Origin of the sequence: Streptococcus australis, from assembly GCF_015553625.1 — a bacterium.
Lineage (GTDB): Bacteria > Bacillota > Bacilli > Lactobacillales > Streptococcaceae > Streptococcus > Streptococcus australis_B.
On record NZ_JADNGY010000003.1, the window covers coordinates 106,373 to 126,158 of the forward strand.

The following is a 19,786-nucleotide window of genomic DNA, read 5'->3' on the forward strand; positions in this document are numbered from 1 at the left end:
CGTTACGAACTGTAACGACCTTTTTTCTATCTTTTAATAGTACTCCCCTTGGCGGTAGTTCCAAGAGTTGAAATGATCAGATAAGTGCATCATGATCTTGTCGATATCCAATCCCTTACGGATCACGACTGGGCAAGTATTGACAGAACGGCTACCTGCTCCTTGTTCTGGGATGAGTTTTCCTTCTGCATCAACCATAGAAACCATCACTCCTTGTTCATAGCGAGTTTCAATAGTCTTGTCTGGTTGGATAGAGGCTACATAATCATCGGCTTCGATGACCAAATCCACGGCACCTTCGATTCGCTCTCCGATTCCCTCGACTTTCCCACGATTTCCTTTACCAGATGGGTTAGCTGAAGAGGCATAAACCATTTTGCCTTCTTTTTCCCACATTTCTTTGGCGATTTGCTCACCAGCTTTACCGAATTTGATGACAAAACAGCTGGTTCCACGAACATCTGTCATGAGTTCTTCACGTCCATCGCCGAAGGCTTGTAATTTGGCATAGGCATCTTCACGCCAAGGAAGGATACAACCAAGCAAGATATCTTCATCCCAATGTTTTTGGTAGAAGGCTTCGATTTCAGGATTCAATTGCGCAAGGGCACGAAGTTCATCCATACTTCCGCAAAGAACGACACCTGGTTTGTTGCGGTTACGTTCTTTGGCTTCAAACTTGCGTTCCAAGCCAGCCTTGTCGCTGGTCATGATGATGTAGCCGACTTTGGTAGGGCAGACGATACAACCACCCTCGCCTTTAAGAATGTCAAATCCTTCTTGTGAAAGTGTTCCGTCCCATTGAATGTGTTTTGTCATAAATTTCGTCCTCTTCTATTTCTTTTTTTCTATTCTATCAAAATTCCAAAAAAGCTTCAATATATTTTCTGAAAATTCTTAATTAACTATACAATTTTTATTGCCAATAGGCGGGCCGATTCTTCTCATAAGCAGCAATCAAGTCCTCGTATTGGAGGGTAATCCCAATATCATCTAGACCGTTGAGTAATTTGTTCTTCCAATCCCCATCGATCTCAAAGCTAAATTCTCCAACAGGCGAGATGATCTTCTGCTCTTCCAAATCCACCGTTACCTCATCTGTCGGCTTCAAGCTTGCCAGCTTTTGACGAACCTCTAAAGGCTGGACTATTGGTAGCATCCCATTATTGAGTTCATTATTGTAATGGATATCTCCAAAAGAGCCGGCGATAACGACTTTAAAGCCATAATCAGCTAAAGCCCAGGCTGCGTGCTCCCGAGAAGAACCAGCCCCAAAATTGTCGCCAGTAATCAAGATGGTTGCCTTGCTGTATTCTGGTTTGTTAAAGATAAATTCTGGATCCTCGGTGTATTGATCATCCAAGTAGCGCCAAGCGTACATGAGGTATTTACCAAAGCCTTTTTTATCAATCAGCTTTAAAAATTGCTTGGGGAGGATTTGGTCGGTATCGATATTATCGTTCATCAAAGGAACCGTAGTTCCCGTATAAATGGTAAATTTCTCCATGATTCCTCCTTTTACTCAACTTCTGGCATTTGGCGCACATCGACAAAGCGACCGGCTATTGCTGCTGCAGCGGCCATTGCGGGGCTACAGAGATGGGTCTTAGCCCCAAATCCTTGGCGGTCTTCAAAGTTTCGGTTGCTAGTAGAGGCACAGTGGACGCCATCCGGCACCTTGTCTGGATTCATCCCGAGACACATAGAGCATCCTGGATCACGCCATTCAAAGCCAGCATCCAGAAAGATCTTATCCAAACCCATTTTTTCCGCTGCTCGTTTGACAGGACGGGAACCTGGAACTACGATGGCGGTTAAATTAGGGGCAATTTTCTTCCCTTCTACGAAACGGGCAGCCAGCTGCAAATCGCTGAGTCTGGCATTGGTACAAGATCCGATAAAGATATAGCCCAACTCGATGTCTGAAGCCTTTTGACCTGGTTGGAGATCCATGTAGGCATAGGCCCGTTCATCATTCATATCCCGAATTTCTGGGAAGGCTGTTTCCACGTCGACTCCCATAGAAGGGTTGGTCCCCCAGGTCACCATGGGTGCTAACTGGGATACATCGATGGTGATGACTCTATCATATGTCGCATCGTTGTCACTGACCAGGGACTGCCAATCGGCTACTGCAGCTTCAAAATCTTTTGGCATACATTCACGACCACGGAGATAGTCAAAAGTCGTCTCATCTGGATTCATAATCCCCATCTTAGAGCCGAATTCAATGGACATATTGCAGATGGTCATCCGCTCTTCCATGGTGAGGCTATCGATTGCTTCCCCTCTATACTCGACCACATGGCCAACCCCACAGGCTACGCCATAACGAGCAATCAAGGCCAAAATATAGTCCTTGGCATAAATCCCCTTCTGAGGCTTTCCAGTAAACTCGACCAAGAGTTTCTTCGGTTTAACCTGCCAGATGGTCTGAGTCGCAAAGACATGCTCCACCTCACTGGTCCCAATCCCAAAGGCAATGGCACCGAAAGCTCCATGGGTCGCCGTATGGCTGTCTCCACAGACAATGAACTTTCCAGGCTGGGTACGGCCAGTTTCAGGACCAACCATATGGACAATTCCCTGTTTTTCTGAACCATGACCTGCATGATCGATCCCAAAGTCCTTGACATTTTCAGCTAATTTATCAATTTGAGCCTTGGAAATCACATCCCGGATATCATAAATGTTAACCGTTGGGACATTGTGATCAAAGGTTCCAAAGGTTAAATCTGGTCTCCGAACCTGTCTACCAGTGTCTCTAAGCCCTTGAAAAGCCTGGGGACTGGTCACCTCGTGGATATAGTGTTGGTCCACATACATGAGTTGGGGCTGGCCTTCCTCACCGGTCACTACATGCCGTTCCCAGATTTTATCAAAAATTGATTTTCCTGCCATCCTTACCTCCATAAAGCGTAGAGTGTGTAAAGTGTGAGAAGGGTTCCTAAGAGCCAGGTGACCTTAAAATACCATTTCTGTGTCTTGTGATGAAAGAGTAGCCCTCCTATCCAGGCTCCAAGCCCTCCAACTGCAAAAGCATAAAAGAGCAAGGTCTTTTCTGGTATCCGCCAAGTATTTCTTTTAGCCTTTTCCTTATCAACTCCGTAGAGAATCCCTACGAAGAGATTCCATAGAAGGATCAAGCCAGTAATCATTCCTTTTACACTCATAATCGTTTTATAATCTCTTCTGTCATTTCTTTTGTCGAAGCACTGCCTCCTAGATCTCTCGTAAAGATCCTTGCAGCAAGAGTCGCCTCTACTGCTTCTTCAATTCGTCTAGCGTCTTCTTCTCGATCAAAACTTTCTCGCATCATCATGGCAACAGAGAGGATCATCGAGACTGGATTCGCCACTCCCTGACCCGCGATATCTGGAGCTGATCCATGAATAGGCTCATACATACTTGGCCCTGACTCCGAATGACTAGCCGATGGCATGACGCCAAGAGTTCCAGATAAGACACTGGACTCATCAGAAAGAATATCTCCGAAAAGGTTTTCCGTCACGATGACATCAAAGCGTGAAGGATTTGTAATCATGAGCATGGCTGCTGAGTCTACCAACTGGTGCTCCAAGGTCACATCCGGGAAGTCTTGAGCCACTCGATCCGCAACTCTTCTCCAAAGTTTAGAGGTTGCGAGGACATTTTGCTTATCAATGCTAGTGACTTTCTTACGGCGTCCACGCGCAATCTCAAAAGCCTTACGTACGATACGCTCCACTTCTTCAAGAGAGTAGTCATTGATATCCCGTGCTTGATCTTCTTCTAAGATATGCTCTCCAAAGTAAATCCCGCCTGTGAGCTCGCGAACCACTACGAAGTCCACACCTTGAATGCGATCCTCCTTCAAAGGAGACAAGTGCTTGAGGGCATCATAAATTTTAACCGGACGTATGTTAGCATAGAGGTTGAGCTCCTTACGAAGAGCCAACAAACCTTGTTCCGGACGAATCGGTGCTTGGTCATACTGGGGACTTCCGATAGCTGCTAAGAGAATAGCATCAGCTTCCTTGCTAGCTTCTAGAGTAGAAGCTGGTAGAGGATGACCAGCCGCATCAATCCCTGCTCCACCAAATGGATGCGCTTGGACTGAAAAGTCAAAATTGGTTTTTTCTGCCACTGCTTTCAGTACGGACAGACCAGCCTCCATAATCTCTGGTCCAATCCCGTCTCCAGCAAGGGCGACAATCTTCTTCGTCATAGTGTTCTCCTTTAGGCATCTGGCAAATCACGATAGGATACAATGTGGCCGATCTCTCCAGCATTCTCTTTTTGGACCAAAGTATTGGCATTGATATAGGCAATCGCTGAGGCCTTCAATACGTCAAAGTCTAAACCAGAAGCGTTAAAGATGGTATCTGTCGCTTCATTCTCAACAGTAACCAGTACACGCGCTTGGGCATCAATCCCATCTGTCACCGCATCAATGCTATAAGAAGTCAGACGAACTTCTTGGTGGAAGAATTGATCAATAGCGTTAAAGATTGCTTCCACTGAACCTTGACCTTTGGCAAGGTATTCAAGAATTTCACCATCTTCATTTTTCAGGCTGACTGTTGCAGTGATACTTTCATCTTCGTTCGTTGTGAGGCGAAGATCATCAAAGTGGAAGCCTTCTGGATTTTCCACTGCTGTACCGGCAACAAGGGCGCGGATATCAGCGTCTGTAATCTCGTGTTTCTTATCTGCCAGAGATTTGAACTTCGCAAACAATGGCTGGATGTCTTCTTCTGTGAATTCCAATCCCAACTCATGCAGTTTTTCGACAAAGGCGTGCCGCCCTGACAATTTCCCAAGAGGAAGGCTATTGCTCTTGACACCCACCAACTCAGGCGTGATGATTTCATAGGTAAGAGGATTTTTAAGAACGCCGTCTTGGTGAATCCCAGACTCGTGTGAGAAGGCATTGCCACCAACAACTGCCTTGTTTTTAGGAATTGGAATACCAGAGTAACGAGAGACCAACTCAGAAGTGTTGATGGTTTCATTGAGCACAATCGGACTGTCAACCTGGTAATAGTCTTCCCGGATATTGAGGGCAACCGCCACTTCTTCAAGCGCAGCATTTCCAGCCCGTTCACCGATTCCATTGATGGTTCCTTCGACACGACCAGCTCCATTCTTGACAGCGGCGAGGCTATTAGCAACTGCCATCCCTAGATCATCATGGCAATGAGGAGAATAGATGATCTCGCGGTCTGTTTTGACATGGTCAATCAAGTATTTGAAAATCGCGCCATATTCTGCTGGTGTCGTGAAGCCGACCGTATCAGGAATATTGATATAGCTAGCCCCTGCATCGACTGCAGTTTGAACGACTTGCAAGAGGAAATCCAATTCCGTCCGAGTCGCATCTTCCGGTGAGAACTCCACAATCTCAAACTTAGAACGTGCGTAAGAGACGTGCTCTTTGATAGCCTCAAGAATTTCTTCCTTGGTCTTGTTGAGTTTAAACTCCCGGTGAATCGGACTGGTTGCGATAAAGACGTGAACTTGCGGATACTTAGCATCTTTCAAGGCTTCATAACAAGCATCAATATCGGATTTGACCGAGCGAGCCAAACCCGTCACAGCAGTCTTGGTCAAGGTCTTTGCAATTTCCTGCACAGCTGTGAAAGAATCGGGACTGGCTGCTGGAAAACCTGCTTCGATAGCAGAAATGCCCCACTTCTCCAATTGCTTGGCAATGGCAATCTTTTCTTTGATGGAGAAATTGACTCCAGGAGTCTGTTCGCCATCCCGAAGACTGGTATCTAAAAATTCAACTTTACGCATAGGGTCTCCTCTTTTCTAAACATAGTGAATAAAATAAAAACATCTCGCCAGTTACCTAAGCGAGATGTTTTGTTACTCCCGCTTGGTAAGCCAAACAGGACTAATGCTTTTGCACTAGCCCGAATACCTCAACAACAAAGCAAATTGAATAAACTTAGCTGTTTTCATGTTTGACTTTTCTCCTTTGTCTGATGTCTTGTTTAGTATTTTAGCACAGGGAAAATTGAATGTCAAGAATTTTCTATAATATTCTGAATTTTTTGAATAGAAGCAAAATAAAGGCGAAAGCCTCTTTTTGCTTTCGCCTCTTATTCTTATTTTTTTCTGTAGAGATCAAAGATGATTTGATCATTGTATAGATCAATGGTATTTGCTTTGACATAAAAATTCATCTCATTTTTGATCTTGGCAAGCTCGATCTTTATCGTCGCCTCTTTGCTATCAATGCTTACAAAGTCAGGTAAATCCTTGTTTGTAGATAGCATCTGCATCACGGTCTTCTTAGGAAGTTTCAAGGTCCCAACTGAAAAATCCTTGAGAGTCAAGAGGATGCTCCCATCCTCTAGCTTACTCGGCTGGAAATAGATATAGAGGGGGTACTCCTTTCCTAAAAAGTTCAGTTTCCCCTCCAGTAACATCTGTTGATTGTCTGCATAAAGTTGATAATCACTCAAATGATAACTTTTCAGCATGACCTTGATGGTTTCATTAAGTTGAGCTCTTGTCGTTGTCATACTGCCAATCTTAACATCTCCTTTTTGGTTAGGAGTCTGTAGTTGACGGACATCCTCTCGAACCGTTGAGAAGCGAGTCCATACGACTAGACTGGTTGCTAATAAGAAACTGACCAAGCTAAGAAAGAGCCATTTCCAGATATTTATCGGGGTTTTCTCTCGTCTCTCCTTAAAATGAGGCCCTGTGGTTGGTGGCTTGACCTTCTTTTCACTCAAACCATTTTTTCTTAGTTGCATGTATTTTCTCCAGTACGGCTTCTTTCATAATTTCATATCCTGTATTATTGGGATGAAAACTATCCTCGTCATACAAGGCATCGTTGGTCACAGTTTCTTTTCCTAATTCGTTCTCTGTCACCCCACTCTTACCATCAATGCCCTTATAGAGAAGGTCGTTGATCGGAACAAAATAGACGCCCTGATAAGCAGAGAGGGTCTCCTCCGTTCTTTGGTTCCATTGATCCACAAGCGTCTGCAATTCCGTTAAATCGGGGAAGTTGAGATACAAGGGATTATAGATCCCCACTACGTAAATAGGCAAATCAGGATTGTCTTTGCGGGCCAATTCGATGATCTGTTTAAGATTTTTCACGTAAGTCTTAGACGGCTTATCAAAGCGATCCAGATCTAAGTTGCTGGTATCCTCAAGAATGGCCTTTCGCAGATCATTGCCCCCGACAGTGATGGTCAGTAACTGAGCCTGCTTCAAATCCTTTCGAATCTCCTTTTTCTCCTGCATACGTGTCAAAATTTGACTGCTGGTATTGCCAGCTACACCATAGTTAATCGCTTTGAATTCAAGACCTGTTTCATTGGTCAAACTCTGAGCAAGAAGAGGAACAAAGCCTCCTTGATTGGTGCTATCTCCTACGCCTTTCGTCAAAGAATCCCCAATCGCTACATAGGTGACTGTCTTTTTTGGGGCGCTTGCTGATGGTTTGGTCATCACTGGTTCTGCCGAAGGAAGGAGCCAATTGACCAGAAAAAAGCAGACCAGAAAAGTGACCAAACAATACAAGATCATTTCTAGTATTTTTCTACTATTCATATACTCCTCATTCGTCCAGCCTTTAATTTAGATTTCTTGATTGTCTTTTAGTTCCGTTCAGGCTTGGTAGACAATGTTCCCCTGGCAGATGGTATAAGCTACCTGTCCCTTGAGGGATTCTCCAACAAATGGGGAATTGGCTGCCTTAGAGGCAAAATGATCAGATACCAAACGGTCAGCCTCTGGGTCAAAGATCACAATATCTGCTGGTCCACCAACTTCTAAATAGCCTGCTTCAAAGTGATAGAGTTTTGCAGGATTATAAGTCATTTTTTCTAAGAGCTCCATTAAACTAAGCTCTCCAGCGTGAACCAAATAGGTCAAACCAAGCGATAGAGAGGTTTCTAATCCTGTCATGCCGGAAGGAGCTTTGGTGATATCGGCCACGTTCTTTTCATCCGCATGATGAGGCGCGTGGTCCGTTGCAATCACAGAAATAACTCCTGACTTCAATCCTTCGATTACTGCACGGCGATCCTCTTCCCGACGAAGGGGAGGATTCATCTTGGCATTGCTTCCCTTAGACAGCAAAAGATCTTCTGTCTTAGAGAAATGCTGAGGAGCGACTTCTGCTGTTACAGGAGCGCCGATTGCTTGAGCAAACTCAACTACCTTCACACTTTCAGCTTTAGAAAGGTGCTGGATGTGGAGGTGTCCACCTGTCGCGTGAGCAATCATGGCATCACGCGCTGCCATAGAGTATTCAGCTACACCTGTCGCTCCACAAACCTTGAAATGTTCTCGGGCAATGTGCTCATTGAGTCCCAGAATGCCATTCAATTCTGGATCTTCTTCGTGAAGACTGATGAAGGTTCCAAGCCGTTTTGCTTCTTCCAAAGCTTGACGCACTACCTTGGTACTTTGCAAAGGTATCCCATCATCAGAGAAACCGACAGCCCCAGCTTGTAACAAGCCTTCAAAGTCGGTCAGATGTTGGCCATCAAAGTTCTTGGTAACCGTCGCAACTGTCTTGACATGGATGGCTTCCTTAGCAGCAGAATCCAAAACTTCATTTAAGGTCTCGACATCCGAAATAGTTGGAGTGGTATTGGCCATCATAACGACTGTCGTAAAACCACCCGCTGCGGCTGCCAGAGCTCCAGTGTGAATATCTTCCTTGTGAGTCTGTCCAGGTTCACGGAAGTGAACATGAATATCCACTAAGCCTGGAGCTACCACCTTGCCACTTGCATCAATGACTTGGGCTTGCTCGTGAGAAAGAGATGGGCCTATTTCAACAATTTTGCCCTGATCTACCAAGAGATCACACACTTGATCCAAACCAGTTTTTGGATCCATGACACGACCATTTTTAATGACTAACATCTTCTACTCCTTTATTCATAGAAATCGACATGGGTCTCTAGTAAGCGATCCCCGTCATAGCGGAACATAGCTGAAAAGAAGGGTCTATCTTCCAAGAGCCACTCGACAAAGGTGTGGTCCCCTTCCCAAGTAGGTTTTGAGAGGACTTGATCATAAGGCACCCACTCCAATGTCCCTTCGTTACACTCGATGAGCTCTCCTTCAAAATCGGTCACCTTAAAGACATAGGTGTACCAGTCCAGATCTGGAGTAAATTCAGGGAAGGTGATAATCCCTTTTAAAACTGGTTTAGCTTTCAGGCCCGTCTCTTCAAGGATTTCCCTAGCAGCACACTCTTGAGGAGTTTCTCCGCGTTCTAATTTTCCACCAACTCCAATCCATTTGCCTTCATGGACATCATTGGGCTTTTTATTGCGATGCAACATGAGAAATTCTTTCCCATTGTCGATATAACAAATCGTTGCTAATTGTGGCATTTCTTTCTCCTATCTTAACCAATCAATCGGCTCGCGTCCTGCATCTTCCAAAAATTGATTGGTTTTTGAAAAGGGCTGGGAACCAAAGAATCCTCGGTAGGCCGATAAGGGACTTGGATGAGCTGATTCAAGGACCAAATGTCGATCGTGGGTAATCAGAGGCTTTTTCTTACGAGCGTAAGATCCCCAGAGGATAAAGACTACTGGCTCCTCCAACTCATTGACCACCTTGATCACAGCATCTGTAAACGGCTCCCAAATTTTTCCAGCATGGCCATTGGCCTGCCCAGCAGGCACCGTCAAGCAGGCATTGAGCAAGAGCACCCCTTGTTCAGCCCAAGTAGTCAGATCATGCGACCGCTTCTCACCAATGTCTGAGCGCAATTCTTTAAGAATATTTTGCAAAGAAGGCGGTGCTGGTACATAATCTGGGACAGAAAAACTTAAGCCTTGTGCTTGATCCGGTCCATGGTAGGGATCTTGGCCTAAGATCAAGACCTTGACCTGATCCATCTCCGTTGTCTGCAAGGCCTTAAAGACCTTATCACGCGGTGGATAGACCACTCCTTGGCTATAGACCTCATTCATAAAGTCATTGATCTGATGAAAATACCCTTCCGGAAGATGGGATTTGATGGCTTCGTGCCAGGGGGAATGTTGCATGGAAACTCTCCGCTATCCAATAAATTCTTACCTTTCATTATACCACATTTGACAGAGATCCACTGGATAAAAAAGAGGCTGGACAAGTTTATCCAACCTCTGTTTCTGCCTATTCATAAAGCGAGAGCTTTTAGGTGTTTTCTTTCTTGGGATATCCTGCTAGACCAATCGAAGCCACTAGCAAAATTTGCGGTAAGAATTGGATGAGGTAGCGAGTCTTCCCACCTTCAAAGATGGTTAAGAAGAGCAAACCACCAAAAACCGCTAAGGAAAGGAAGTTAAAGTCATCCGTATCTCGACGCTTGAGATAAGCCCCAAGCAAGCCAGCCGACAGGACGATCCAGATTAACTGCTTGATAAATTCATAATACTTGTACTGTGGCCGATCCGTGCTGAGGAAATAGGTTCGCACCCATTTAGCAAATCCATTATTTTTTGTGCGTTTTGCATAGAGTGGATTGATATAAGGCGTCTTCTCATACTGTACATCTCGATACAGCCAACCCAGGGTGCCTTCTGCTACCGTCAAGGATTGCTTGTAATAGATGTGCCCGATCAAACCGAAAGGTCCATACTCCTTGAGACGGCGTTTGATTTCTTTAATGACATTTTCCTTTTTGAAGAGACCATTGTTGTAGTCTGAGCGCTTGTCCTCATCGATATAAGCCAGCAAGCCCTCTTTCATATCTTCTTGGTTATGCCCCATATCCGTCAAGCCTAGATTGATAAACAAGAGTGGTCCTTTGGCCAGCCCTTCTTCTTTCAGAATCGGCACGACCCTTTGATGATTGACCGCTGTATTCAACCCTGCAAAGACAAATCCCGTCGTCATCACGGTCACCGTAGCAATCTTGCCAAAGACCTTCCAGTTTCCTCTAAAGAAGAGTACAGCCCAAAAGGCAATCATGACAATAATAGTCGTTGGACGGATCAACATAGTTACGCCAGATAAAATCCCTAAACCAAACATCTTCTTCCAGGAGATCCCTGCTTGGTTTTCCTTCAAGAGATCCAAGGACCACCATAATTGCAGAGCAATTAAAGGAAGTGGCGGAATGTCCGTATACATGGAATAGAAATAAGGCGAGTAACAGATCAAGCTCACATAAAAGAGATAGACTAGATCAGCCGTTTTTTGATTGAAATGCTTCTGTGACAGTTTGTACAAGAGGACGGCACCCAAATTGACATAGAGCATATTGAGAACCTGCATAACCCACAGACCACTAGAGCCAAACAACACATAGAAAAACTTTTCATAGAGAAAGAGCGGAATGTTATTCGGATTGCGGCTGAGATAGTTGGTGATGGAAGATTGCTTCAGAAGCTCAAAAGCCCCCTTAAAAACCACCGCAGCATCCCGACGGATCAAAAGTTCCGCACAAACCATGACAATCAGCTGAAAGACGATTGCACCAAGCAAGAAGCCTTTTTTGTGCTGGGTCAACCAAGCAAGGGCTCTTTTGACCCCATCGCGTTTCAACCAGCCTAGCAGAAATAGCAATCCAGCACCTAAAATGGCTAGCCATGAAATCTCTCTCAGATAGGTCACACTGATCAAGAACCAGTGGACCATCACTAGCAACATGATACCATGAAGCATCCCAAATAGAATACGTTTACTTTTCGATAACATAAATCCATTATATCAAAAAAACAGCATTTCTGCTGTTTGTGACTGGTACGAAATCATTTAGGCCGAGGAATGATCTTCACTATTTGCAATCTTCCTTGAAATCAAGCTTGACTTCTCGCAACTCTGTGAATGCAAGTCCTCTGTAAAATAGGATCACAATTAGAAATAAATTCAATGCCAAAAACAAGCCAAAATGTTGTTCCTGTCATTTGCATTTTTATACCCTTCCACATAGACTAGCGACTTCCAAATTCCCTAAAAAGAGTTCTTACTCTTCTCTTTTCAACCAATTTTCACGCTGTGCTTCTTCTGCTAAATCTTTTGCTTTATCGATATCCAATGAATTTGAATTCGACGGGGTGTTGGATTCGATATCTTCTTCCAATTCTTGTAAGATTTGAACATCTTTAGGGGTCAAATTCGAAACTGTAGGGTCTGCTTTAGGCAGAGGACGATAGAACATAAAGAAACCTACAATGACAATCAGAAGAGCGGCAACCGATATGAGAAACCCTTTCTGGAAATCTTCAACAGGTATTTTAGTACCTTTCGTGGACAAGTCCTTCCACTCTGGGTGTTGCTCCTCAGCCTCTTTTTTAGCATTAAAAGCAGGTGTGATCAAAACTCGATTCATCAAGGTGATTGCTCCCAGGGACATCAGCAAAAACGGAATATGGCGTGATTGACTGATGATCACTAAACTTCCACCTGTAATAGCAATCAAGCTGATGAGGATATTAACGGTAAACCAAACTCTCGCCTGCTTTTTCATTTCCAAATACTCTTCTTTTGTCATGTGCTTCTCCCTTAAGATCGCTTATATCGTAAAACAATTACCATAATCATACAGGATTATTCTATGTATTTCAAGTTAGCTAACAACTAGTGAAAAGAGGATAAAAAAGAAGCGCAAGAAACGCTTCTGTACGATTAGTTATTTTGCCAAGTTTCTTGGTTTTCCTTGAAACGGCGCAACATTTCCAAACCTTCAGAGGTAATATAACCTTGTTCTTCTGCCAAATGAATCAGTTCTGTGTAGTTAGACAAGGTTTCGAGTTGAACGCCAGCTTCTGCAAATTTCTTATCGGCTTTTTCCAATTGGTAGGTGAAGATAGCCACCACACCAAGGACATCTGCTCCTTCACGTTTCGCAGCTGCGACAGCATCCAAAACTGAACCGCCTGTAGAAATCAAATCTTCCACCACTACCATCTTTTGACCTTGTGGGACACGGCCTTCGATTTGGTTCCCAGCACCATGATCTTTTGGTTTGCTACGAATGTAGGCAAAAGGCAAGTTCATCTTGTCAGCGATAATGGCACCGTGAGGAATCCCTGCAGTTGCTGTTCCAGCAATCACTTCTACTTCAGGGAAAGCTTCCTTAATTTTGTCCACAAATCCATTCTCAATCAAGGTACGAGTTTCAGGATAAGCGAGGGTCACACGGTTATCTGTATAAATAGGGGACTTGATCCCTGAAGCCCAAGTAAAAGGCTCTTCTGGTTTCAAATAAACGGCTTCAATTTTTAGAAGATGGCTGGCAATATCTTTAGCTAATGACATGATAACTCCTTTTTTACGATTTTAATCGAATACGAATTAAATAGGAAATAATTTTAAACAATAACAGTATAGGTTGGTGAATGCGTTAGGGAAGGTCCTATCGGACTTTCCAGAGTTCCGACACTTGTTTGAAAGAAACGATAATTTTCTTTCAAACAAGTTAGTGAATAGTTTAGGGAAGGCCCCATCGGGCTCCGATTATTCCGACGATTAGAAGAAAGAAACGATATTTTTCTTTCTTCTAATCTAGTGAACTCGTTAGGGAAGATCCTATCGGACTTCCCGTAGAGCTACAAAAGTTTCACTTTTAGTAGCTCTTACGAGTTCCACTGTCTCTTAATCTCATGATAAGCATCCCATGGGTTTTCTGCTTGGATGATCGGACGTCCAACGACAATGTAGTCTGAACCGATGGCGTGGGCTTCTTGTGGGGTCATGACCCGTTTTTGGTCACCAATTTCTGCTCCCGCAGGACGGATACCTGGGGTTACACAGACAAACTCTTCTGATGTAGCCTTCTTGATCAAATCAACTTCATGGGCTGAACAAACAACTCCGTCCAAACCAGCTTCTTGTGCTTTTCGGGCATAATTAACTACTGATTCTTGGACAGTGGTTTGGATGTTTTGGCAATCACGCATGTCTTCTTCACTGGTAGAAGTCAACTGAGTCACCGCCACCAACTTGGCTCCTGGCCCAAGTGCTTTTTTAGCTTCGCGCATCATCTCTACACCGCCAGCCGCATGAACTGTCACCATATCCACACCAAAGGTGCCAAGGACAGACATTGCTGACTTAACCGTATTTGGGATGTCGTGCAATTTTAGATCCAAGAAAATACTGTGGCCACGACCTTTCAGATAGTGGACAATTTCTGGTCCAACTGCATAGAAAAATTCCATTCCTATTTTTACAAAAAGTTTTTCATCTTCTGGGAAATGTTCTAAAAAGTTTTTTACATCTTCAAAAGCTGGAAAGTCAAGGGCGATGATGGGACGTTCTTCACGCATGGGTTTCTCCTTTTAATGGGTGACATTTTTTCCACAAAAAAACCTTGCCCGAGGCAAGGTTACACGAAAATTAGGTAGTATCTACCCTGATTCACCGTCTAGACCTTAGGAGCCTCTCTGGACCACTTTAAAGGTTTTTCTACATTGTAGTACGATATTAAAGAAAAGTCAAGAAATAATCATAAAACGTTCGGATTCCATCTGTCTTTTTCATCTTTCGACTAGGAAAGATTCATAAACATGTTAAAAGATTGACGAATAAACGTTTTTCCTGTAAAATTTTTGCTATGCTGAGTAAGGGTTGTTTCAGTTGTAGCTTACTCAGTAGCCTGTTGGGGTTGTAGCCAGCAGGCATTTTTTATTTTCATGATAATCCTTATAATAGATTTTCTCGGACATGTTTTCGTAAGTTCTCAAGAGTGTCAATGCTATATCGATCCATGACCTGTGGCAGGTCTTCGATGATCGTTGGACAAGCATAAGGATCGGTGAAATTGGCAGTTCCGACACCGATCGCAGAAGCGCCAGCAATCATCATTTCAATCGCTGCTTCTGCTGAATCTACACCCCCCATTCCTATAATTGGAAGTTTAGTGAATTGGGCTACTTGGCGAATTAACTTTAAGGCTACTGGGAAGATAGCTGGTCCTGACATACCTCCCGTACCATTGGCAATAATAGGCTTACCAGTCTTGAGGTCGAAGCGCATCCCGACCAAAGTGTTGATCATGGTCAAGCCACTAGCGCCCGCATCTTCGGCAGCCTTGGCTACCTGGGTGATATCTGCTACGCTCGGGGTCAGTTTGACATAGACAGGAACGGAGGAAGCTTCCACTGCTGTTTTCACGGCTGCATAAGCCAATTCAGGAACCTGACCAATCAAAAGCCCGTTATTCCCATGGTCCACATTGGGACAGGAGATATTGAGCTCAATGGCTTTGACATTTGGTGCCTGGGAGATTTTTCTAGAAACCGTCGCATACTCTTCATTGGAGAAGCCAGCTACATTGGCGATAATCGGTAGATCTGGATAATGCTGGGCTAACCAAGGGAGTTTCTCTGCGAGAACGACATCGACACCTGGATTTTGGAGACCAATGGCATTGAGCATTCCTGCAGGAGTCTCTGCGACACGTGGTGTCGGATTGCCAAAACGAGCCTCTGCGGTTGTCGCCTTGATCATAATGGATCCTAATAAGTCCAAGTCATAGTATTTGGCATATTCTTGGCCAAAACCAAAACAGCCGGAGGCAGGAATAATGGGATTTTTCAAGTCTAATCCTGGTAAGGATACAGCTAATCGATTACTAGTCATACTTTCCTCCCTACATCACAATCGTACCAGTTTCAAAGACTGGACCATCTTCACACACGCGTTTATTGGCTGCTTGGCTTGCATTTTCCAGATGAACGACACAGGCATAGCAAACTCCCATCCCACAGGCCATACGGGATTCCATTGAAATATAGGCCCGAGGGTGGTCATAGAACTTGCTGTTGACGTATTTGAGCATACCAGGGGCCCCACAGGAATAGATGGCATCAAACTCCTTGTCAATCTGATCAACGATGGTTGAGACATACCCCTTGGTACCATAAGTCCCATCATCAGTTGTAATGGTCACTTGCCCATACTGCTTCAACTCTTCTTCAAGGATAACCGCTTCTTTATTTGCAAATCCAAGGACAGAATGGACTTCTACTCCTTGCTCATGTAGCTGTTTAGCCACTTGGACCAAGGGAGGTACTCCAATCCCGCCACCGATGATCAAGGCACGCGCCCCTTGACCAAGCTCCTTTAAGTCAAAGCCATTTCCTTGAGGACCCATGACGCTTAGGAAACTACCAATAGGCAGCTGAGAAAAGATGGCCGTTCCGCCTCCTTCTACCCGATAGATGAGGCGACAGGTATGGCTGTCTGGATCAATCTCTGAGATAGAAATGGGACGACGAAGGAGCTTAGAGTCATCCGGTACACGGATATGGAGAAACTGCCCAGCTAGCATCTGCTCGACCATTTCCCCCTTCAAGACCATTGAAAAAATCCGTGGCGCAATCTCTTCTTGAGCGATTAACTCCATGTCTTCCATCATGATTTTTCCAAACCGTTTTTTACAGCTGTCACTGACCATTGGTTTCCTCTTCTTTCTTCCAGCAAAAAAGACCTCGCAAAAGCAAGGTCCTACAAATGATCAGCTAGACTCAGTCCGCTGATCTTTTTTTCTGTCTTTCCTTGCAGGCCTCTCTGGACCCCTTAAAGGTTAAATTTGTCTCATTATATCGCGCTACTAGATGCTTGTCAAGTAGAAATCGACGACTTAAGAAGCTTTCTTGAGGTCAAAATCCTCTGGTACCGGCGGGATATACTGCAAAGCGATGCGATTCTCAGGCTTGTGATCAACTAGATAAAGTACCAGTAAAAAGACCCATTCCAGAGGCTTCATCAGATAGTAAATGACATCCATAGCCCATTTCTTTTTGATATGTTTAGCAAAAGGATAGCCATAGCGGTCATAATTGCGACGTAAGAAGCGATGGAAACGTGGCGTCTTTTCTTCCAGTACTTGCTCAAAGGCATTGGCAATGCAGAGCTGGCGATTGACGACCACTGGATGACCATGCCGGACTCCCATCCGCTGGGGCTTGACCACCTTTTCATGGCCACCTGCTGCGACCGTACAGAGATAATGCTCATCTATGATAAGATTCTGAGGAGGAATCTTTTCCGAGAAAGTCCAATCTGCCGTATTGGTCCAGGCCTTGACCAAGCTATCAGGTCGCTGACCAAAAAGCATCAGAACCATGACCAATAGCGCTAATAAGGGGAGGGCAAAGACGACCGCCAGCCAAGGCCAGTGTTTGGATTGGTGGAGGATGGTGTGAAAGCGCTGGAGAATGGGATTGTCATAGACCCTATTAGGATCAGACTCTCCCTGCCACTCCTTCATCCTGGTCCTTAAGAGACTAATGGAATAAACTAACCAGAAAACCGTGTGACAACCGATAACTTGCAACTGGATGTCAAACAATCCTACTAGCACCAAACCCATCAATATCCCACTGATACAAAAGATATTCAAAAGTGGAGACAAAGAATTAGCATCCCGGTAGGAATAGATAACCAGAGCCAAGAGGGAAATAAGAGCCAAGGTAATGATAGTTGGCAGAGCCTCTGTCCAAATCATGGTATGCTTCTGCTCATTAATGAGCTGTTTCGTCCAATCATAACCGGTCAGATCCTTTACCTGATAGATAATGAAAGATTCTAGGATACAGCCAAAGACTCCAATCCAAAGGATCACAAAGTACTTGCGATTGTTGACCCTTCGTTTAATTTTTTCCTCTTCTTTCTCGTCATAGACACCGACCAGCTCCTTTTCCAAGGTCTGGGCCTGTATCGTAGACCATCTAGAAATAACATACAGAATCACAAAGATATTAGGAACAAAATAACTGACCCCTAGGGCATGAACAAGAATTGTAACACTGTAAACTGCAACTCCAAAAATAGCATTCCAGAAACCCAAAGATTGGATATTTCCTGGCAAACTCCCGACAATTAGAAAAGCAGACAAACTAATAAATATCAGGAAGTTGGTCATAAAGTTCATCTTTAATACACTGGCTAAAAATTTAGTCTCCAGTTCCTGGTTCCATTTTTTGTACCAGTTAGCAATTTTTTTCATAAGGCCTCCAAAGCTTATCTTTTCCATCATTCTACCAAGGTGTTAACATTCCTTCAATTCTAAACCTGATTTATAGGGAAAAATCCTTCTAGAGACTGATACCAGCTAGGATTTTCTGCGAAAAGTATGTTAAAATATAAGCATGAGAATCCAACAATTACATTACATTATCAAAATCGTCGAAACAGGCTCTATGAATGAGGCATCCAAACAACTCTTCATTACCCAGCCAAGTTTGTCTAATGCTGTGCGGGACTTGGAAAAAGAAATGGGGATTGACATCTTCATCCGTAATCCCAAAGGTATCACTCTGACCAAGGATGGGATGGAGTTCCTTTCTTATGCCCGTCAAGTCGTGGAGCAGACCCAACTCTTAGAAGAACGCTATAAAAATCCAGTAGCCAATCGGGAGCTCTTTAGCGTATCATCCCAGCACTATGCCTTCGTGGTCGAAGCCTTCGTCTCTCTCCTCAAGAAAAGCGATATGGAGAAATACGAGCTCTTCCTACGGGAGACTAGAACCTGGGAAATCATCGATGACGTCAAGAACTTCCGAAGTGAGATTGGTGTCCTCTTCCTGAATGGGTACAACCGGGATGTCCTCTCAAAAATGCTAGATGATAGCCACCTCAAGGCAACCCACCTCTTCACAGCCCAGCCCCACATCTTCGTCAGCAAGTCCAATCCGTTGGCAAACAAAGATGTGGTCAAGCTAGAAGACCTAGAAGACTTCCCTTATCTCAGCTATGACCAAGGGACCCACAACTCCTTCTACTTCTCAGAAGAGATCCTCTCCCAAGAGCATCACAAAAAGTCTATCGTGGTCAGCGACCGTGCCACCCTCTTCAATCTCTTGATTGGTCTGGACGGCTACACTATTGCGACCGGTATCCTCAATAGCAACCTCAACGGAGACAATATCGTCTCCATCCCACTAGATATTGATGACCCAATCGAGCTGGTCTATATCCAACATGAGAAAGCTAGCCTCTCCAAGATGGGTGAGAAATTTATCGAATACTTACTTGAGGAAGTCCGATTTGATAAATAAGGACTAACCATCTACACAAGCCCAATAAAAACACCTGAAACAAGTAGCCTTCTACTTCCTTCAGGTGTTCTTTTATTGTCTTAATTTAGAAAACACTTGGCCAATCTTCCCTTCAATAACCAGGTCCGCCTGCTTGTCTTGCTGGATACTGGTTTTGTTGATCACGACAAGATTCTTCCCTTGGAAATATTGTATCAAGCTGGCTGCTGGATAGACCACAAGGGAAGTTCCACCGATGATGAGAAGGTCAGCCTCTTGGATAGCTCGAGCTGCTTGGCTAAAGACGTCCATATCGAGGGGTTCCTCGTAAAGGGTCACATCCGGCTTGACCACCTTGCCACAGTCGAGGCAATGAGGAATAGTCCCTGCCAAAGCTAGAAAGGCCTCCAGATCATAAAAGCGCTGACAGCCCGTACAGTAATTGCGATCGGCACTACCATGGAGTTTCAAGACTTTTTTAGATCCTGCCATCTCATGGAGACTATCAATATTTTGCGTCACCACTGCCTTAAGCTTCCCTGTCTGCTCCAGCCAAGCAAGATAACGATGGGCTACATTGGGTTTGGCATCAGGATAGAGCAGGTATTTCTTATAAAAGTCGAAAAAATCCTCTGGATAGCGCTCAAACATGGTATGAGAGACCAATTGCTCAGCTGTAAAATGACGACCTAAGGTGACACTATAGACGCCATCTGAGCTACGAAAATCTGGAATATTGGACTCTGTAGAGACACCTGCTCCACCAAAAAAGACAATATTCTGACTACGGTCAATCACGTCCTGCAACTCTTTTAGTTTATCCATGTCTTCCT

At 44.3% G+C, this 19,786-nt stretch carries 20 protein-coding genes; 1 reads left to right on the forward strand and 19 read right to left on the reverse strand.

All coding sequences use genetic code 11. The features are described from left to right. Positions 1–33 precede the first annotated feature (33 nt). The 18 genes from I2D56_RS03495 to I2D56_RS03580 form a co-directional block, all read right to left on the reverse strand. Entirely contained in the window at positions 34–819 is a 786-nt protein-coding gene (locus tag I2D56_RS03495) for an L-threonylcarbamoyladenylate synthase (RefSeq protein WP_006596430.1), read from the reverse strand. Between the two features lie 97 nt (positions 820–916). Beyond that, positions 917–1,507 (reverse strand): 3-isopropylmalate dehydratase small subunit, encoded by a 591-nt coding sequence (gene leuD, locus I2D56_RS03500; RefSeq protein ID WP_006596431.1) that lies wholly within the window; start codon positions 1,505–1,507, stop codon positions 917–919. Positions 1,508–1,518: 11 nt separating this feature from the next. Beyond that, the gene (gene leuC, locus I2D56_RS03505; RefSeq protein ID WP_195324014.1) at positions 1,519–2,901 is read right to left on the reverse strand and encodes a 3-isopropylmalate dehydratase large subunit; all 1,383 of its coding nucleotides are present in this window, start codon (positions 2,899–2,901) and stop codon (positions 1,519–1,521) included. Between the two features lie 2 nt (positions 2,902–2,903). After that, on the reverse strand, positions 2,904–3,173 hold the full coding sequence (locus I2D56_RS03510) for a DUF1294 domain-containing protein (RefSeq protein ID WP_048689804.1): 270 nt from the start codon (positions 3,171–3,173) through the stop codon (positions 2,904–2,906). Then, positions 3,170–4,207 (reverse strand): 3-isopropylmalate dehydrogenase, encoded by a 1,038-nt coding sequence (leuB, locus tag I2D56_RS03515; protein WP_195347981.1) that lies wholly within the window; start codon positions 4,205–4,207, stop codon positions 3,170–3,172. The genes I2D56_RS03510 and leuB overlap by 4 nt, the downstream gene beginning before the upstream one ends. Before the next feature lie 11 nt (positions 4,208–4,218). After that, positions 4,219–5,781, reverse strand: a complete 1,563-nt coding sequence (locus tag I2D56_RS03520) for a 2-isopropylmalate synthase (protein WP_120701975.1) — start codon at positions 5,779–5,781, stop codon at positions 4,219–4,221. A 314-nt stretch (positions 5,782–6,095) separates the two neighbouring features. Next, positions 6,096–6,752, reverse strand: a complete 657-nt coding sequence (locus tag I2D56_RS03525) for a YpmS family protein (RefSeq protein WP_023026764.1) — start codon at positions 6,750–6,752, stop codon at positions 6,096–6,098. Next, positions 6,724–7,563, reverse strand: a complete 840-nt coding sequence (locus I2D56_RS03530; protein ID WP_023026763.1) for an SGNH/GDSL hydrolase family protein — start codon at positions 7,561–7,563, stop codon at positions 6,724–6,726. Before I2D56_RS03530 ends, I2D56_RS03525 begins: the two co-directional genes overlap by 29 nt. A gap of 57 nt (positions 7,564–7,620) precedes the next feature. Then, a complete protein-coding gene (locus I2D56_RS03535) occupies positions 7,621–8,889 on the reverse strand; it encodes a dihydroorotase (RefSeq protein ID WP_195347982.1) in 1,269 nt (422 codons plus the stop codon). A gap of 11 nt (positions 8,890–8,900) precedes the next feature. After that, positions 8,901–9,365, reverse strand: a complete 465-nt coding sequence (locus I2D56_RS03540; protein WP_023023099.1) for an NUDIX hydrolase — start codon at positions 9,363–9,365, stop codon at positions 8,901–8,903. Positions 9,366–9,374: 9 nt separating this feature from the next. Further along, positions 9,375–10,028, reverse strand: coding sequence for a uracil-DNA glycosylase (locus I2D56_RS03545; protein ID WP_023026761.1), 654 nt, complete (start codon positions 10,026–10,028; stop codon positions 9,375–9,377). A 130-nt stretch (positions 10,029–10,158) separates the two neighbouring features. Then, entirely contained in the window at positions 10,159–11,664 is a 1,506-nt protein-coding gene (locus tag I2D56_RS03550; RefSeq protein WP_120701978.1) for a glycosyltransferase family 39 protein, read from the reverse strand. A gap of 268 nt (positions 11,665–11,932) precedes the next feature. Next, positions 11,933–12,460: a hypothetical protein gene (locus I2D56_RS03555; RefSeq protein WP_023026759.1), complete on the reverse strand. Its 528-nt coding sequence runs from the start codon at positions 12,458–12,460 to the stop codon at positions 11,933–11,935. 134 nt (positions 12,461–12,594) lie between these two features. Beyond that, positions 12,595–13,227, reverse strand: a complete 633-nt coding sequence (pyrE, locus tag I2D56_RS03560) for an orotate phosphoribosyltransferase (protein ID WP_023023091.1) — start codon at positions 13,225–13,227, stop codon at positions 12,595–12,597. Between the two features lie 317 nt (positions 13,228–13,544). Further along, positions 13,545–14,237 carry an orotidine-5'-phosphate decarboxylase gene (gene pyrF, locus I2D56_RS03565; RefSeq protein ID WP_023023089.1) on the reverse strand — a complete coding sequence of 231 codons (693 nt, stop codon included), beginning with the start codon at positions 14,235–14,237 and terminating at the stop codon, positions 13,545–13,547. Between the two features lie 376 nt (positions 14,238–14,613). Further along, entirely contained in the window at positions 14,614–15,552 is a 939-nt protein-coding gene (locus tag I2D56_RS03570; protein WP_123160201.1) for a dihydroorotate dehydrogenase, read from the reverse strand. 10 nt (positions 15,553–15,562) lie between these two features. After that, positions 15,563–16,369 carry a dihydroorotate dehydrogenase electron transfer subunit gene (locus tag I2D56_RS03575; RefSeq protein ID WP_123160200.1) on the reverse strand — a complete coding sequence of 269 codons (807 nt, stop codon included), beginning with the start codon at positions 16,367–16,369 and terminating at the stop codon, positions 15,563–15,565. Positions 16,370–16,555: 186 nt separating this feature from the next. Next, a complete protein-coding gene (locus tag I2D56_RS03580; RefSeq protein ID WP_123160506.1) occupies positions 16,556–17,923 on the reverse strand; it encodes a DUF6688 domain-containing protein in 1,368 nt (455 codons plus the stop codon). Between the two features lie 142 nt (positions 17,924–18,065). On the opposite strand from I2D56_RS03580, the gene I2D56_RS03585 reads away from it, so the two are divergent. Further along, on the forward strand, positions 18,066–18,974 hold the full coding sequence (locus I2D56_RS03585) for a LysR family transcriptional regulator (protein WP_120701981.1): 909 nt from the start codon (positions 18,066–18,068) through the stop codon (positions 18,972–18,974). Between the two features lie 72 nt (positions 18,975–19,046). On the opposite strand, the gene I2D56_RS03590 is transcribed toward I2D56_RS03585, so the two are convergent. Beyond that, a complete protein-coding gene (locus tag I2D56_RS03590; protein WP_123159241.1) occupies positions 19,047–19,778 on the reverse strand; it encodes an NAD-dependent protein deacylase in 732 nt (243 codons plus the stop codon). Positions 19,779–19,786: the final 8 nt, after the last annotated feature.